General features: G+C 36.8%; 14 protein-coding genes. 6 read left to right on the top strand and 8 right to left on the bottom strand.

What is annotated here, in order from left to right; all coding sequences use genetic code 11:
* The first annotated feature begins 37 nt into the window (after positions 1–37).
* Complete coding sequence (locus H6G68_RS00835) at positions 38–364, top strand: PIN domain-containing protein (RefSeq protein WP_339327827.1); 327 nt, start codon at positions 38–40, stop codon at positions 362–364.
* A gap of 124 nt (positions 365–488) precedes the next feature.
* Here H6G68_RS00835 and H6G68_RS00830 read toward each other — a convergent pair whose 3' ends face one another.
* Both H6G68_RS00830 and H6G68_RS27520 read right to left on the bottom strand, forming a co-directional pair.
* Complete coding sequence (locus tag H6G68_RS00830) at positions 489–797, bottom strand: DUF29 family protein (RefSeq protein ID WP_339327825.1); 309 nt, start codon at positions 795–797, stop codon at positions 489–491.
* Positions 798–808: 11 nt separating this feature from the next.
* Positions 809–970 carry a DUF29 family protein gene (locus H6G68_RS27520; RefSeq protein WP_277925326.1) on the bottom strand — a complete coding sequence of 54 codons (162 nt, stop codon included), beginning with the start codon at positions 968–970 and terminating at the stop codon, positions 809–811.
* 214 nt (positions 971–1184) lie between these two features.
* On the opposite strand from H6G68_RS27520, the gene H6G68_RS00825 reads away from it, so the two are divergent.
* Positions 1185–2873: an NAD(P)H-quinone oxidoreductase subunit 4 gene (locus H6G68_RS00825; RefSeq protein WP_190904921.1), complete on the top strand. Its 1689-nt coding sequence runs from the start codon at positions 1185–1187 to the stop codon at positions 2871–2873.
* Between the two features lie 139 nt (positions 2874–3012).
* Here the strand turns inward: H6G68_RS00825 and H6G68_RS00820 are convergent, their stop codons facing one another.
* Positions 3013–3252: a hypothetical protein gene (locus H6G68_RS00820; protein WP_190904920.1), complete on the bottom strand. Its 240-nt coding sequence runs from the start codon at positions 3250–3252 to the stop codon at positions 3013–3015.
* Positions 3253–3542: 290 nt separating this feature from the next.
* Here H6G68_RS00820 and thrB point away from each other — a divergent pair, with 290 nt between their 5' ends.
* From thrB to H6G68_RS00805, 3 genes are all read left to right on the top strand, one after another.
* A complete protein-coding gene (thrB, locus tag H6G68_RS00815; protein WP_190904919.1) occupies positions 3543–4457 on the top strand; it encodes a homoserine kinase in 915 nt (304 codons plus the stop codon).
* Positions 4458–4650: 193 nt separating this feature from the next.
* Positions 4651–5184 carry a hypothetical protein gene (locus H6G68_RS00810; protein WP_190904918.1) on the top strand — a complete coding sequence of 178 codons (534 nt, stop codon included), beginning with the start codon at positions 4651–4653 and terminating at the stop codon, positions 5182–5184.
* Between the two features lie 260 nt (positions 5185–5444).
* On the top strand, positions 5445–7049 hold the full coding sequence (locus H6G68_RS00805) for an NAD(P)H-quinone oxidoreductase subunit 4 (protein WP_190904917.1): 1605 nt from the start codon (positions 5445–5447) through the stop codon (positions 7047–7049).
* Positions 7050–7425: 376 nt separating this feature from the next.
* Here the strand turns inward: H6G68_RS00805 and H6G68_RS00800 are convergent, their stop codons facing one another.
* From H6G68_RS00800 to purS, 5 genes are all read right to left on the bottom strand, one after another.
* Positions 7426–7794, bottom strand: coding sequence for a 2TM domain-containing protein (locus H6G68_RS00800; RefSeq protein WP_127056390.1), 369 nt, complete (start codon positions 7792–7794; stop codon positions 7426–7428).
* Positions 7795–8157: 363 nt separating this feature from the next.
* On the bottom strand, positions 8158–11772 hold the full coding sequence (locus tag H6G68_RS00795; protein WP_190904916.1) for a helicase-related protein: 3615 nt from the start codon (positions 11770–11772) through the stop codon (positions 8158–8160).
* Positions 11773–11873: 101 nt separating this feature from the next.
* Positions 11874–14876 carry a hypothetical protein gene (locus tag H6G68_RS00790; protein WP_190904915.1) on the bottom strand — a complete coding sequence of 1001 codons (3003 nt, stop codon included), beginning with the start codon at positions 14874–14876 and terminating at the stop codon, positions 11874–11876.
* A 139-nt stretch (positions 14877–15015) separates the two neighbouring features.
* Positions 15016–15690 carry a phosphoribosylformylglycinamidine synthase subunit PurQ gene (gene purQ / locus H6G68_RS00785; protein WP_190904914.1) on the bottom strand — a complete coding sequence of 225 codons (675 nt, stop codon included), beginning with the start codon at positions 15688–15690 and terminating at the stop codon, positions 15016–15018.
* A gap of 102 nt (positions 15691–15792) precedes the next feature.
* Positions 15793–16071, bottom strand: coding sequence for a phosphoribosylformylglycinamidine synthase subunit PurS (purS, locus tag H6G68_RS00780; protein ID WP_071191442.1), 279 nt, complete (start codon positions 16069–16071; stop codon positions 15793–15795).
* A gap of 161 nt (positions 16072–16232) precedes the next feature.
* Here purS and H6G68_RS00775 point away from each other — a divergent pair, with 161 nt between their 5' ends.
* On the top strand, positions 16233–16622 hold the full coding sequence (locus H6G68_RS00775; protein ID WP_190904913.1) for a Fur family transcriptional regulator: 390 nt from the start codon (positions 16233–16235) through the stop codon (positions 16620–16622).
* The last annotated feature ends 25 nt before the right edge of the window (positions 16623–16647 follow it).

Genomic DNA, 16647 nt, shown 5'->3' with positions numbered 1-16647 from the left:
AATGTCCTAATTATCCTGGCTACAGCTATATAAAACTATCTTTAAACATTATACTATCTCTGTAATTACAGTTACTGAAATCATAAAAGGATGGAGAAAATTAAACCGGAATGACCGGATTCAGGAGTTTTTAATAGATTTACCGCAAATGGAAATCTTACCTTTAGAACAAAAAAGTGCTGAATTATCTGGACTGATTCATGCTGATTTAGAAAAAACTGGACAACCGATAGGATTAGCAGATGTATTAATTGCCTCAATTGCCATAGAAAATAATTTAATTTTAGTTACAGGAAATTCTAAACATTATCAAAAAATTCAATCATTAGGTTATCCTTTACAATTAGACAATTGGAGAGATTGATACGAATTTCTATTCAGCAAAATTCCAAACAAAATTTTTCACTCAAAAGCACATCAACATTCAGGCTAAACTTCCACACATCACAATACTGTTCGGTTAAGAGTTTTTGTAGGTTGGGTTGACGTTAGGAAACCCAACATTTACGGACTTTTGTTGGGTTGCGCTGTCGCTTAACCCAACCTACCTGATTTAATGTTTTTAGCTTAACCGACAAGTATTGCCACACATCAGGAAACTCAATTTGAGGATAATCTTCCCTAACTTCCATCAGTGCATCTTCCCAAGCTTGATCTAACACTGCTGTAAAATATTGCTGGAGACTAGGGGATTGTTTGAGAAGAATTCTTAACTGACGACGTTGTTCTCGAATCGTCACTTCCCAGCCACGATGATCATACTCACTATTAACATAAATCCGTTTTAATAAATGCACATATAGCAAAATTAGGCGGCTTTCAACCTCAGCCCTATCCTACTCGCCAAGATTTCCATCTCCTCAATTAGATGTTCCACATCCAAGCCATGAAAATCTCGCGCCTTGAGACGGAGGATTGTATCTTCTAGCCATAGGTACTGATCTTGATTATAAAGACCTTCTTTGGCCAATTGAATTTATGTCATGGATTTAATAGTGCGTCTGATACTCCATTTTAGATCATCAGGGAGATAAAGGCGTTTTTTAATCTACTCAATCCTAAGCATAAGATTTATTTAGGTATATATTCTCCCTATGCTAACCTGGGGTAAAAACTTATAAAGAAATTGTTAAAAAGTTTAGTACAATGACATTATTCACTGATAAGTATTTTTTCCTATTGACATGATAGCGGATCAATTTCCTTGGCTTACCGCGATTGTCCTATTTCCACTTCTGGCATCCTTTCTCATCCCTGTATTGCCTGATAAAGACGGCAAACTTGTCCGATGGTATGCACTGGGCGTAGGTATCGCCGACTTTGCGTTAATGTGTTACGCCTTTTGGAAGCATTACGATGCCACTAGTGCCAGTTTTCAGCTTGTAGAAAGTTATGTCTGGATGCCTCAGTTAGGTTTGAACTGGGCAGTTTCTGTTGATGGTCTTTCCGTTCCGCTGGTACTTTTGGCTGGATTTGTTACCACACTTTCAATTTTTTCGGCTTGGCAAGTTGACCGCAGACCAAAGCTTTTCTATTTTCTCATGCTTGTGTTGTATTCTGCACAGGTTGGGGTGTTTGTCGCCCAAGACTTGCTGTTATTTTTCATCATGTGGGAAGTCGAACTAATTCCCGTATATTTATTAGTCTGCATTTGGGGTGGGCAACGGCGACGCTATGCAGCTACAAAATTTTTGATTTATACTGCCGCCGCTTCTATATTTATTTTAGTCGCAGCCTTAGCAATGGGGCTATATGGTGGGGGAAATGTAACCTTTGATATTGCAGAACTTGCACATAAAGAATATCCCCTGACTCTCCAACTGCTACTGTATGCTGGGCTATTAATTGCCTTTGGTGTCAAACTTGCTATTTTTCCCTTCCATACTTGGCTACCGGATGCCCACGGTGAAGCATCTTCTCCCGTATCGATGATTTTGGCGGGTGTGCTATTGAAAATGGGCGGATATGGACTGATTCGCCTCAATCTTGAACTTCTTGCTGATGCACATATTTACTTTGCACCAGTTCTAGCCATTCTCGGTGTTGTCAATATTATCTATGGTGCATTAAACTCTTTTGCCCAAACGAATATGAAACGGCGTTTGGCTAATTCGTCAATTTCCCACATGGGTTTTGTACTTCTAGGAATTGCGTCTTTTACAGATTTGGGTATTAACGGCGCAATGTTGCAAATGATATCCCACGGTTTGATTGCATCAGTGCTATTCTTCCTGGCGGGTGTAACTTACGATCGCTCTCGGACAATGGTAATGGCAGATATGGGTGGTATTGGTCAAGCGATGCCGAAAGTATTTGCCCTGTTTACAATGGGTGCAATGGCATCTTTGGCTTTACCGGGAATGAGTGGCTTTGTCGGTGAACTTTCGGTTTTTGTGGGGATAACAACTAGCGATGTTTACACTTCCACCTTCTGTACCGTCACAGTTTTCCTAGCTGCGGTGGGAGTTATCCTCACACCTATCTATCTACTTTCCATGCTGCGTCAGGTATTTTATGGTTCTGGTGCAGCACTCATCTGCGATATTAATAATGCAGGTTTTGAGAATCAGGAAGATGAAGGAACGGCTTGTTTTGGTACAGATTGCCTCCTACCTACGGAAACTGTATATACTGATGCCAGACCTCGTGAAGTGTTTATTGCCGCCTCTTTTCTAGTGCTGATTATTGGGATTGGTTTCTATCCCAAGGTGGCTATGCAAATGTACGATGCCAAGACTGTAGCCATTAATGCTCATGTTCGCCAGTCTTATACGATCATTTCCCAATCAAATCCCCGAATTTATGCCAATGGTTTGTTGTTTCCAAAATTATCAGAGGCTGAATTAAAGCCAGTTTTAGGAACTTTGAATTAAATCAATTTCTGTTGAAAAGTGCGATGCCTGCGGCAGACGTAGCCATCGCTAAGTTTGAGAACTTTTAGCTATCTTTGAGAGAAAGAATAGAGCATTGATAATCTATCCTGATGAATAGACTATCAATGCCAAACCATTCTCAGGATGCCCAGCAGGTTTTTTCAGGAAAAGATCCTTTTTTCCAATGTTGCCGAACCTTTACTGCTGCTCGTTGAAATAATGCCTGTGAGTTTTGCGCTGGTGTTTCTTGAAGTTCCTTAACTTCGCCACTAGATTTATCTAGCCACAAAGATCCTAAATGCTCTTCATTAGGACCGAAGCGGTAAGTAACGCCAGTTTCATCCTCCTTGTCTTTTAAAATCAATACGTAAAAAGCCATAACAGATGATGTGGGTCTGTAAAAGTTGGATACTGAGGATCATATTGCACCCAAAGTTCTGTATCATTCATTTAGTTAGTTATTATAAAAAATCAATATATACACAGAAAATATCATATTTTTGTCAGCACTTAAAGTAGTTAAATCTAAAAGAAATATTATCTGTCCATGTTGGTCTACGTATTTAACTAAACTTTTCAATACCTGAAGATAAAATATTCGAGAAAATGATGGAAGCGATCGCTACCTTTCCATGAGATGCTAGTGGATCGATTAGTGAGTATTGACAGATGTCATTGGTTTCTACTGTTACGGTTAAAGTCCCCGCGACAACGGCAAATTTGGGGCCTGGTTTTGACTGCATCGGTGCAGCATTAAAGCTATACAACGAATTTAAGTTTACTTGTCTGGCTACTGGTGGTTTAATTATTCAAGTCTCTGGTGCAGAAGCCGAAAAGGTGCAAACTGATGAGAGTAATCTTCTGTATCAGGCTTTTGTAAAGTTATATCAATATATAGATCAAACGCCGCCGCCGGTGAAAATTGAAATTAAGTTAGGTGTACGTTTAGCGCGGGGTTTGGGTAGTTCTGCGACTGCAATTGTGGGTGGTTTGGTGGCTGCAAATCAATTAGCCGGTTCACCTTTATCTGAATTGCAGGTGATGGAATTAGCGATCGCTATGGAAGGACATCCTGATAATGTAGTACCAGCTTTATTAGGGGGATGTCGTCTGGCTGCAACTAGCCCAACCGGTTGGGAAATTTGTGATATTACCTGGCATCGGCATATAGTCCCAGTAGTGGCAATTCCAGATTTTGAGTTGTCAACTTCAGAAGCACGGCGAGTTTTACCAACAGAAGTCAGTCGTGCAGATGCGATTTTCAATACAGCCCATTTTGGTTTATTGTTGCGGGGTTTGGCAACTAATCAGGAAGAATGGTTAAAAGCAGCTTTACAAGATAAGTTACATCAGCCTTATCGTCAAGCTTTAATTCCTGGTTACGATGATGTGGCTGCTGCGGCTGTGGCTGCTGGTGCTTATGGCATGGTAATTAGTGGCGCAGGCCCAACACTTTTAGCTTTAACAGATGCAACACATACATATGGGGTAGTGACAGCAATGTCAAATGCTTGGAAACAAGCCGGAATTAAATCTACTGTGCGATCGCTCGCCCTCGATACTCAAGGGGCAACCATCTTGTAGCAGGGGGCAGGGGGCAGGGAGCAGGGGGCAGGGAGCAGGGAGCAGGGGCGGCAGGGGCGGCAGGGGAGAAATTTGTTGACCAATTACCAATTACCAATTACCAATTACCAATTACCAATTACCAATTACCAATTACCAATTACCAATTACCAATTACCAATTACCAATTACCAATTACCAAAATAATATACATATGGAACAAATGCAGGTACAGATAAAAGAACTTAACGAGCAAATTCAGGCACTCCAGCAAGAACGCGATGCCCTGACTAATAATAAAGTAGAGTCTGGCGAGAATGATTCACCTCAGGCAATAGTTGAGGCTTACCGTCGCCAAGCTAGAGAAAATGTGCAATTATCGGCTGAACTTAAAGGCATTGATGATGCGATCGCTGCGCTAACCGAAGGTATCGCATTTCTAGAGAGGCAGCTACAACAGAAACAAGGCTATCTAAGCAAGCGTTCATCCCTATCCATCCGCATTTCTCAACAGCAGCAGCAGCTAGAAGAAGCCAAAAAAGTTGCTCAAGTTCACGCCCTGCGCGTTAATCAACTCGCACAGGAACTAGCCACAGAAATCAAATTCCTCAAAGCCTGTGCTGATGAACTTAGTCCCATGTATTGGCAAGTTTACTACAAACCCTTCATCACCGGATTTAAAACCATCTCCGTTCCCTACGTCCGTTCTGATGGGGAAGTGTGGACAATTGTCAACCGTATTGTGTAAAGACTCGATATCAATTTTGTAGAAATATAAATTCCATATAAAAAATCGGAATTATAACGTAAGACGGCAATATCAGTTGCCGTTTTTTTGTTGACGTTACAAAACTTTGCTTTTAGAATAGACACGAGCCTATTTTAGTAAGTATTTATTACTAATTATGCCCAAAAGAGGAAATCTAAGGAGCAAATACATTTACAAAAGTAACGATTCCTTAATATAATGTAAACAAAAGCGAAACCAAAAATATATTGTCAGAAGTGATGAATGCGATAGAACTTCCTTGGTTGTCAGCCATAATTTTTCTGCCCTTAGTGGCCACTCTAGCCATCCCCTTCATTCCCGATAAAGACGGCAAAACCGTCCGCTGGTACGGGCTAGGAGTAGCATTTGCAGACTTTGCATTAATGATTTTTGCCATCTGGCAGAGCTACGACTTTCAAAGTTCAGCCCTGCAACTGACAGAAAGCTATGCTTGGATACCCCAGATTGGTTTTAACTGGGCTGTCGGGGTTGATGGTTTGTCAATGCCCCTAATACTTTTAACAGGATTAATCAATACTCTGGCAGTATTCGCGGCTTGGAAAGTAGACAACAAGCCGCGTTTATTTTATGCCTTGATGTTGGTGATGTACAGCGCCCAATTAGGTGTGTTCCTCGCCCAAGACTTGCTCATGTTCTTCTTAATGTGGGAAATCGAGTTAGTACCCGTTTACTTACTAATTTCCATCTGGGGAGGAAAAAATCGCCGCTACGCAGCTACCAAGTTCATTATTTATACAGCCGCAGCATCTATATTTATTCTCGTAGCTGGTTTTGCAATGGCATTCTATGGTGATAACGTCACCTTCAACATGACAGCATTGGGAATGAAAGAATATCCCCAAGCCTTAGAACTGGCACTATATGCAGGTTTTTTAATTGCCTACGGTGTAAAACTACCAATTTTCCCTTTTCATACATGGTTGCCTGATGCCCACGGTGAAGCATCTGCTCCTGGTTCCATGATTTTAGCTGGTGTGTTGTTGAAGATGGGTGGTTATGCACTTATCCGCTTCAACGTTGAAATGTTAGCAGATGCCCACGTTGTCTTTGCTCCAGTTTTAGCAGTCTTAGGTGTAGTTAACATAGTTTACGGTGCTTGTTGCGCCTTTGCTCAAACCAACCTCAAACGCCGTTTGGCTTACTCTTCCATTGCCCACATGGGGTTTGTGTTAATCGGGATTGCTTCTTACACAGAAATCGGTATCAGCGGTGCTGTGTTACAGATGGTTTCTCACGGTTTGATTGCAGCTAGTTTGTTCTTCTTGTCTGGTGTGACTTACGAACGTACCCACACCTTGATGATGGATAAAATGGGCGGCATGGCTAAGGTAATGCCCAAAACCTTCGCACTATTTACTATCGGTTCAATGGCTTCTCTGGCTTTACCCGGTATGAGTGGTTTCGTCGGTGAGTTGATGGTGTTCCTAGGTATTGGCACCAGTGATGTTTACAGTTCTAGCTTCAAAGTTGTAGTCATCTTCCTGTCAGCAGTTGGCGTAATTCTAACTCCCATTTATCTACTTTCAATGTTGCGTCAAGTGTTCTACGGTGAGCAAAGTGAAGAGTTACATTTAGATGCTGTCGTCTCTGATGTTAAACCCCGCGAATTGTTCATCACTGCTTGTTTATTGCTTCCCATCATCGGTATTGGTTTCTATCCTAAGATGGTGACACAAGCTTATGATGTGAAAACAGTGGAAGTTGCGGCTCATGCTCGTCAAGTGTTGCCAGTTTTTGCTCGTCAACAACCTACTAACTTGTACTCACAAATCTTTACAGCACCAACATTAGCTAGTTCTGAAGTAGTTAATATATCTGAGTAATTATAAAGCCTAAAAAGGGTTCTGCTAGTAAATCTTAAATATGAGGGGAATTAGGGGTGGTTGTAGAACTACCCCTATAATTTTTTTAGGTTCAATTATAGCGATACATTACTAGAAAACGCTATAAGCAAATTTGTTATAGGAATAATATTTGATTTTTGAAATATAGCAGGAGTCAGGAGTCAGGAGTCAGGAGTAAAACCCTCTTGTAGTGAGAGTTTCATTATCAATTGATGTCCTAACCACCCTGTCCACGGCTATATACACCATTGCTTACGGTGGGCAATGCCCACCCTACGAGACTTAAAATTTTATGGCTACGCCACGCAAGCTATCAGATATCATTTATGATTCCTATAGATCATTTTATTTATGATTAAGATTCGATCATATAAGTCTTTATACCATGAAGCAATAAACCTAATCCCCAGCCTAATATGGGGAAAATTGCCCAGAAATATGAAGGACTTGTGAACAGGTTCAATAGAATCAAAAACCCATTGATCACAATAAAAGAAATTAGGTGTGATTTGAACTCTTTACGTTTTTTACTGTTAGATATCTGTTGTTTTTTCATTTCTACTTGCTGTATTAACCATTCTTTTTCAGCAGCTTGCAGTGATTCGGATGAAACTCCTAGTTCTAATGCAATTTCGATAATCTGCTCCTGTGTAAATTCTCCCTCCTGCTTACGAACAAAAGCTTTTTGGAGAATCTGTTGCATTTCTTCTGAACTGTAAGTCATATAAATACCTAGAAGGGTAAAAATAGTCAGGTAGATGTCCCTTGCTAAGAATTTTAATTAGTCTCTTGAATTTAAAGAAGTTAGTTTTGCAGCTTTAGCTACATAACCAGTTAAAAATTATTTGTCTGTTGTTACGAACTGCTTAGAAATATATTTTATATCTGAAAAAATAATTCATGAAGTAATTGACAGCACAAATATGGATTTGTTGGGTTTGAATTAATGCTTTGCTTAATAATTTATAATTTCGCTTAAGCGAAGAGGATGGTTCTTCCTCATCAAGATTAATAGTATCAGATTTTTGGATGCCAGTCAATAGCTTTAACTCATAAAATGCGAAAATATGTTCTTTGCTAACTGAGGTTATTGAGAAAGAATCAAATTCAGTACATTTAATTCATGAGAATTTAAAAGATACTTTTCTGTAAAGATTTTGTTCCTAATTTGTTCTAAGCTATAACTTCTAAACACCACAAAGGGAAATTCTTTGTAATTATGTCCTATGGGTAAAACGTTACCGACAGGGTATAATAAACGAATGTAGGTAGATAAAATATCCCGAAAAAGTTGATCTTCCGGTTCTTTTGGTTCACTTTCAAAATATTCTTTCATCACTTCACCACTAATAAACGCAAATAATGGTAAAGCATAATATTGATCTGTGTGTTGACTACTCTGTTCTAGTCTTTGGGTTTTCTCCACACCATCTTTTAACTTTTTCACTAATTCTATAGCATCTTGAATAGCAAATCGTAAATTTTCTGGATACGAAGATTTACGACGGATAATTTCGTGCATATTTTTCCATAATTCTTCATTAGCATAGGTTGTTATATCAGCTAGTCGCATTTGATAAGTTTCTTCCAATTTATTATTAGCAATAGGAACTACTAATAAACCTCCACTAATATAACCAGGTTCAAGTTTACCAAAATCTAGTAACTTATCGAGAGTATGAGAAATTTCTGAAAATTTGCTGTTAAAAGACTTTTGTAGTGCTAAATAATTAGACTCTGTTGCATTTTGAATCACAAAATCTGCTCGTCCTAGCAGGTTTTCTAAATTTGTATAAACTTGTTTTAACAACACATCGCTTTTAGTGCGTTGATATTCTGTTTTTAATTGACGGATAAGGTTGACCATTTGAGCGGAAAATGTCTCTCCAGCAGCAAAAACAGATTTTCCACCGATAGGAATAAGAATAAAATTATCCCGACCTATGCGACCATAACCAAAAATTCTGGTCATGATAGCAGCTTTTAAAATCAATAAAATATTTAACAGACTTAGCGCACTTTCTTGTAAAGATATTTCCGGGTCATCTTGATAATAAACTGCTCGTTCTGCTAAATAGAAAATTAGTTCTTTATCCTGATTGTCTATATTCTCATTTCCTCGACCTCTGTAAATAACCTGAATTATTTCCATCAAGTTTTTTTCAATCTCAAATTTGGGAATTTCTACCAAAATATGTTTAGCTTTAGGAAAGGATAAACCTCGACTACCAGAAGCAGTCATAAAAATGACTTTGACATTTTCTTGAAATTTTTTAATTTCTTTCTTTTCTTCCTCAGAAATATTTGCGTGTATTTCTAAATAATCTATACATTTTTCAAATGTTCCCCTGTGTCGCTTAATTTTATCAATCAGTTCTGCTAATTTACGCTTATTTTGAATATAAACAATTACCTGTCCCACATCTGACCGTTGTAAGAGAGATTCAATATCTTTTAAAATCTCAGTTTGTAACCCAGATTCTAAATTATATTGTTGCTTTAACTGCGCTTCTTCCCTAAATTTAGAAGATTCAACTAATACTTGATAACTTATAGATAAACTACTTGCTGGGTAAGAGTTAGTATTAATAACGGTTGATTCTAAACCTTTAAATGTTAATGGTTGAACAGAAAGAGGTTGGGTGTTATCAACAGCACGACGGAAATATATTTTATCTGGTTCTGGGGAGGTATCAGATAGGTGTTGAATAATCACATTTTTATCAACAATAGAAGCATCAGCAACAATTACTTTAGTATTAAAACCATGTTGAGAATCCATTAATTGATACTTTTCTATGATTTGATGGATTCCATTTAAAAACTCCACACCTCCATCATCACCTGTGATTTCATCTATCATGATAAATAAGTGTTTAATTCTCCCAGATATTTCTTGCATTTTTTGAGGTAAAACTTTCCCATCTGGGGTATTGTAAGCATTTCTAAATATCTTATCAAAATGCTTTAATGTGTTACCAGCATCAGTCATTTTCAAAGCTTGAATAGAAGCAGTTGCGATAATATTATTCGATATTTTTTCTTCGACAATTGTGGAAATAGCCTCGCAAATACTATTTAAAACACCCTGCTTTTTTTGTCCAACATCTTGAATTACATCTTCCTTGGTTCGCTTAAATCGGTCTGAACGTCTGGCTTTTTGTTGTTCAATATCCCTACTATCGAGAAAGTGAACAGACTTTTTCGTAAATTTACCCTGACGCTGGTTAGAGGTGTATTGAACAGTGTAACGTCCAGGGTTATCTGTAAGTAGGTTACTGTTTGTATTTATAGCTAATAATTTGTCATCAGATAATTTTCCAGTATTTTTATCTTTAAATTTTTCGATGATATCCAAATTGACTTGTTTGCGAGGACTGACATAAAAGAAAAGAAAACCTTCATCTATATGTGCTTTTAAAAAATCAACAATTGCGGTAGTTTTACCAATTCCAGGATTTCCAGTTAAAAATATATAAGTAGATTGAGAAACTAAAGCTTTTTTAATTAATTCAGCATGAGCATCTCTTAATGTTATAGTTCCAGTTAACCCTAACTCATTCATCAATTCTGAAGGAACTGTTCCAACCGAGTTGATAAATCCAGTAATTTTCTCTGTGTGACGAGGTAGAATAGTAATCTTATCAGCAGGAATTTCTAAAAGAGAATCAACAAACTCTTTACCGCGTTCAAAACTCCGGTAAGCACTGCGTTTAATTTGATTTAAAACCTGCTTGCGTGCTTCGGGAATTTCTTTAGGACTAGAATCATGTTTGTAAATCTGATAACAGGTTTTTAAGATATCTACATTTTCCCGTTGAATGGATATTGTGCTGATTCCGCGATCGCTATATCCTATAGAATTGAAAACTACACCTGCTGTATCTGGGAGAATAGTAGTTTTTTGGAGAAATTCATGGAAGCTATGGAGATAGGAAGCAGCTTGAATTGACTTGGTACTTTCTTTATCTCTATATTTAAAAGCAGTAAAATATGTCTTTAAACCTTCCGAAAATTCCAAGCCTAAAGATTCAGTATCAATTCTAAGATTAGAAAAGACACTTTTAGAACGTAAATAGCTAATATCCCGCATTAATAACCGACGGATTATTTCTATATAATCAATATTTTCAACATCTTCATTAGTATTGATAGAAAATACCGATAAATCAACACAAATAACTCGATACTCTTTTCTATGACGTAATAAAATCAAAGTATCTGCATTGAGAAATTCACCTTTTCTCTTATACCTTGTAATATATTGAGAGATGTTATCTAAGTTGTCAAATTGAGATAATACTTCACTAAACCACTGAAAATCATCTTTGGTGTCATAAGTACCAATACTGTTATCACCATTAAACCGACATTGATAATATAATATTTCCACATTTTGGAACTTATACGGTTTATCCCAACCTGTAGATTTGATGTATTCTCGAAAGAAATTAAAGCCACTTAAAAAACCCTTTTGAATAAAAAATATACTCCAATTTTTAGCCATATCTCTTTCTACAGTGCTGATAACTTTATCAACAACTCGCTGTTGGATTTTGAATAACTTTAGCTGCTGTAATTCCTGACGATATAAATCACCAAATCTGTGCTGAATTTTCTTTTCTTCAATGTAAGCAAGAATCCCAATATTAAAACCTACTTCAAACAAACGTCCTAAATCTTCAGCTATTTTGGATTTCATGATGTTTAGTGATATATTTTTTAAACGCGGAGGAACGCTGAGTAAAGCGCAGAGTAGCGCAGAGAAAGAGAACTCTATGTTCCTCTGCGTTAACCTCAGCGTCACTCTGCGTTTAAAATGGTTCTTACCAGAGTTAAAAATGCTAAAGAGTTAAATTCACCTTTTCCTCTAATATGATTAAACAAAGAAAGTTTACCAACGGATTTATCTCCGATTAAATTGTCGTAGGGATCTAGTTTAATGTGAATTTTTTTGTCGGCTTTTTGGTAGCGTGAAAAGTGAAATAATGTCAAATATTGCAATATGTCGTCCTTTAATGAACCATCAAAAATAAGTCCTTTGTGGATATCTTCATCGTCAAGTATTCCTTGATAAATATTTAACAGCGTCGCATAAGAAATTACACCTCTATAATATCTTTCTTCCTCTTTACCTACTTTCATTCCATTAAATAAATTGAAAAATACAACGGATTTTTTGCTAGGATCTTCGACTAAATTTGTCAGTTCTATTGTGTCTTGAATATATAAAGAACTTGCTTCGATATTTTCTAGTCTAACCGCATAGTATTTATCAAAAAACATCGGATAGATTTTGATATCATGATATTCAGATTTTAAACCTCTAATTACATCTCTTGACATGAAGAAAAGTCCATCATCATCATCTGTCTGTGTCATGTGTAATGTGCTAGTAAAAGGTGCTTTCGCAATATAGACAATGTGCTTGTATCCCAATTGGTAAAGTTCAGTTACTTTATCAATAATCACGCTGGGATTTGTATACATTTCTATCTGGTTATAGTTGTCAGAAAAAGTTGTCGGTAACTGAAATTTAACTACTCCATTTTTCATGTTTACACCGATAATTTCCCCCATTAAGTTGGATATTTTTGCAGAACCACTCCACCCCCGATCACTTTCACGACTGGAGACAATAATAATTGCTAATTTGTCTAATTGGGGAGATTTTGAAGAACTATTGAAACTAAATTTTTTGGGTAAAACAGAGTACAAAGAACTCATGGTATTAGGAATTTTAAATCCCAAATCTCGGATATCAATTCCTTGTTCATTAGCACGATGTGTTTCGTTAAATAAATGAGATAAAACACCAGATAAAGAAACTATAAATTTTTCTATCGGTGCATCATCATCTTTCCCATGCAGGTGTAATCTGAGAATAGGAATAAATAATCTTTTCTGCTTGTCTAATAAAATTTTCAGACAGATATAAGCAAGCAACCCATAAGTAAATTTATAAACAAAAGCTTGATGAGGTTCTAGTTTTTTATCTTCTAAACGATAGGGAAATAATAAAAGTTGACGATTTTTAAAATGTTGATCGTAAATCTTTAAACATCTTGGATCATTTAAAGGTGCAAAAATTACTGGTAATGCACGAATACCAGTTAAATCATATTCCATGCTAAAGGTTTCTTGATCATCTGTAGCAAAAAAGTGAATGTCATGGATAGTAACGTTAGCTGGTAAGGTACAAAGAGAATTTGTTTCTGTATTCGGTTTTCCCAAAGATATGTATTTCAGAACTTCTTTGGGATTTCTTCTCAGAACAGGTTTAAAAAATGTATTGTTATTGAAAATATTCTGGGTATCTTCTTCAAGAATGCCATTTTTTACAGAAATATGTACAGGATAATCTCTTGTAGGGAAGGAAGTTGTGCGCTTGAGAAGATTTTGCAATACACCTTTGAGACGATTGATTTTAAACTGAACATTAAATTCTTGTAAGTATTTATAAATATTCCGAAGCAGTTGTTCTTTTGCTGTTTCATCAGAACCCCGTAATTTCTGAATTACCTTTTTCTCAAAAGCTTCTAAAGGATCATATTTTAATTCATTGTTTACATCATAATTATCATTTTTGGGATTATGAGGAGACGCAAATAAAAAATAGTACAAAAATGCTATTCTTAATACCTCTTTTGCAAATGATTCTCGCTGTAAAGGATCTGCAAGTGCATCTTTATGTTCTTGACTATCTGGGTTAAGAATATTGAGACGATAATCAAAAACGCTTTTACCACCATCAGTATGAACTTTTCCATCAAACTTCAATTTTAGTCCAAATACAAATTGAATTTCTCCCCGATTTTCATCTTTTGTTTCTCCCAAAAAACCTTGTACTATGGGAATAATAGGCAGCTTATCAAATACTTCACCACGAGAAAAGGCATCTTTGTAATTAAGTTCAGCACCCGCATAGTTGACGAGGTAATCACCATCACCTTTGTGACTATCGTTGATGTATTTTTCTATAAGTCTTAGTCTTCTAATCAAATCTTCTAAATATATAGCACCTGCGGCGTTTAAGTTTAAATTGCTAGTCTTAGTGTTAATATTTTCTAGCAGAAACTCTAAATAATTTATCTGTGCTTGTTTTTTGAGTTTACCTAATGTTTCCTTGTTGACAACATCCCGCAAACGAAAAAAGTCAGAATTTTTATCTTTTTCTAAATCTTCAAGAATATATTCTAAGTCTTGTTTTTCTTCAGGATTTGCACCCGCAAATTTAACCCGAATATAATTTTCTAAACCTTTTCGCAATTCTGCCTCAAAATCACGAGTTTTCTGTACAGAAATAGTTAGCTTATGAACTTTTAGCAATTCTCTGTTTTCAGATTTTTTTTTATTAAAAGTTAACCGTTGCTTTTGCAAATTGTCATAACGAGGAAAAGGATAGGTAAAATTTAAGTTAGATGTTTTTCCTTTGAATGTTTGTAAATCTGGAATTAATTTACTAACAAATTCCTCTATTGATTCACTATTTCCTAATGATGATTCTAATAATTTCTTAACACAATCTCTAATTGCATGAATTTGAGTCCGAAACTGTTCTTCAGAACCTGGACTAATATTTACGGTAGCAGAACGAACACTATTTGCAGATGCTCCCAAGGGATTTTCTACCTGCAAATTAGCAACTTCAGTAGCTACTTGATCAATATTAATTTCTAAATGTTTACTATCATCAACAAGTTTAAATATTTGTTGATTCGGTTTCTGTAAAACTTGTAATATCTTCGTTAATAAATCAGTATAATCCACATTGGCTAAGTCTGGATTTATTGTTATTTTGTTCATTTGCACCCTTAATTATTGTTTTTATAATTACAATTACTAGATAATAATGCTTTGCGTCTTGACAAGTCAATACTTAATACTTATTAAATAAGGTGGGCATTGCCCACCCTAGATTTTTGAGAATATTACAGATGTATAGTTACACCAAAGCTGCCACTTTCCCCAATAATCCCTGAAACAACCGCAAACCATCGCTATTACCTAACGCAGAATCTGCTGCTCTTTCTGGATGTGGCATCATTCCTAAAACATTACCTTGAAGATTACAAATCCCTGCAATGCTGTTTAATGAACCGTTGGGATTTTCCCCTTGGTAACGAAATAAAACTTGTCCGTTATCTTCAATTTCTGCTAAAGTCTTTTTATCAGCATAAAATCGCCCTTCTCCGTGAGCAATGGGTAAAGTGATAATTTCACCCTCTGCATAACCTTGAGTCCAAGGTAAATTATTACGCTCAACTTTCAAGGGAGAGCGATCGCAGATAAAATGCAAATCTTGATTTCTCGCTAATACCCCAGGTAATAAACCAGCCTCAGTTAATACCTGAAACCCATTACAAATACCCAAGACAAACTTACCCTTTTGTGCGTGTTCAATCACCTGTGGCATCACAGGCGAAAACCGAGCGATCGCACCACAACGTAAATAATCCCCATAACTAAAGCCACCGGGGACAATCACCACATCTATATCACTAATATCAGTCTCTTGATGCCATACCATGCGCGTTGGCTGTCCTAACAAGTCTCTAGTGACATAAGCCACATCGCGATCGCAATTAGACCCTGGAAAAACTAAAACACCGAATTTCATAATTAGTCATTAGTCATTAGTCATTGGTCATTAGTCATTAGTCATTGGTGATTAGTAATGGTTATTTCCCATTCACCAATCACCAATTACTCATTACCTACTTCAGAACACTCCCGTTTGTGATTCCACCTCAATCAACTCAAAGCGGTAATTTTCAATCACCGGATTTGCTAACATTTGGTCACACATTTGATTTAGGTCATGACGCGCTTTAGTCTCCTCAGGAGAAATGATGGTGACTTCCATATACTTGCCAATACGCACCTGCTCAACATTATCGTATCCCAGTTGCTTGAGGCCAGATTGTACAGCCACACCAGCAGGATCTAAGACTGAAGGCCGAAGCGTCACGAAAATTTTAGCTAAATATTTTCTTTGCACAGGTCTTTTTGCTGAATGCTGCGATCGCTATACTATAACTTTACTGTTCCAACTGGGTGAAAATATAATCACAAACCAGTTATACCAAACAGATGCTAATTTAAAATAGTCATCCATGATACCAAATTTTTATAATTCCCCATCTAAAATCTAAAATTGCTATGAGAGCCATACGCACCCGCAGTCAAGAGCGAATTTTAACTCTGTTAAAAAACATTAAACAAGGAATTTCCGCCCAAGATCTTTACATAGAACTACGTAACCGCAGTCAGAGCATGGGTTTAGCAACAGTTTATCGCTCACTGGAAGCCCTCAAACTAGAAGGACAGGTTCAGGTGCGAACATTGGCTAATGGAGAAGCCCTCTACAGCCTCACCCAGCAAGACAAACATCACCTAACTTGCTTACAATGTGGACTTTCCATACCCATTCATCAATGTCCCGTCCATGAACTAGAAACAGAATTAAAAGCCAGCCATAAATTCAAAGTTTTTTATCACACCTTAGAATTTTTTGGCTTGTGTAACCAATGTCAAGAAATTAGTCATTAGTCATTGGTGATTGGTGATTGGTGAT

This window comes from Anabaena catenula FACHB-362 (assembly GCF_014698735.1).
Lineage (GTDB): Bacteria > Cyanobacteriota > Cyanobacteriia > Cyanobacteriales > Nostocaceae > Anabaena > Anabaena variabilis_A.
Note: the sequence above shows the minus strand (reverse complement) of the source record. Positions and strands in the feature narration are given on the sequence as shown.

Coding starts and splice junctions, on each gene's coding strand:
- purQ (WP_190904914.1), bottom strand. CDS start 15,690: ATGAAATTCGGTGTTTTAGTTTTTCCAGGGTCTAATTGCGATCGCGAT.
- H6G68_RS00800 (WP_127056390.1), bottom strand. CDS start 7,794: ATGACTTACAGTTCAGAAGAAATGCAACAGATTCTCCAAAAAGCTTTT.
- H6G68_RS00820 (WP_190904920.1), bottom strand. CDS start 3,252: ATGGCTTTTTACGTATTGATTTTAAAAGACAAGGAGGATGAAACTGGC.
- H6G68_RS00810 (WP_190904918.1), top strand. CDS start 4,651: ATGGAACAAATGCAGGTACAGATAAAAGAACTTAACGAGCAAATTCAG.
- H6G68_RS00805 (WP_190904917.1), top strand. CDS start 5,445: ATGAATGCGATAGAACTTCCTTGGTTGTCAGCCATAATTTTTCTGCCC.
- H6G68_RS00825 (WP_190904921.1), top strand. CDS start 1,185: ATGATAGCGGATCAATTTCCTTGGCTTACCGCGATTGTCCTATTTCCA.
- thrB (WP_190904919.1), top strand. CDS start 3,543: ATGTCATTGGTTTCTACTGTTACGGTTAAAGTCCCCGCGACAACGGCA.
- H6G68_RS00790 (WP_190904915.1), bottom strand. CDS start 14,876: ATGAACAAAATAACAATAAATCCAGACTTAGCCAATGTGGATTATACT.
- H6G68_RS00775 (WP_190904913.1), top strand. CDS start 16,233: ATGAGAGCCATACGCACCCGCAGTCAAGAGCGAATTTTAACTCTGTTA.
- H6G68_RS00795 (WP_190904916.1), bottom strand. CDS start 11,772: ATGAAATCCAAAATAGCTGAAGATTTAGGACGTTTGTTTGAAGTAGGT.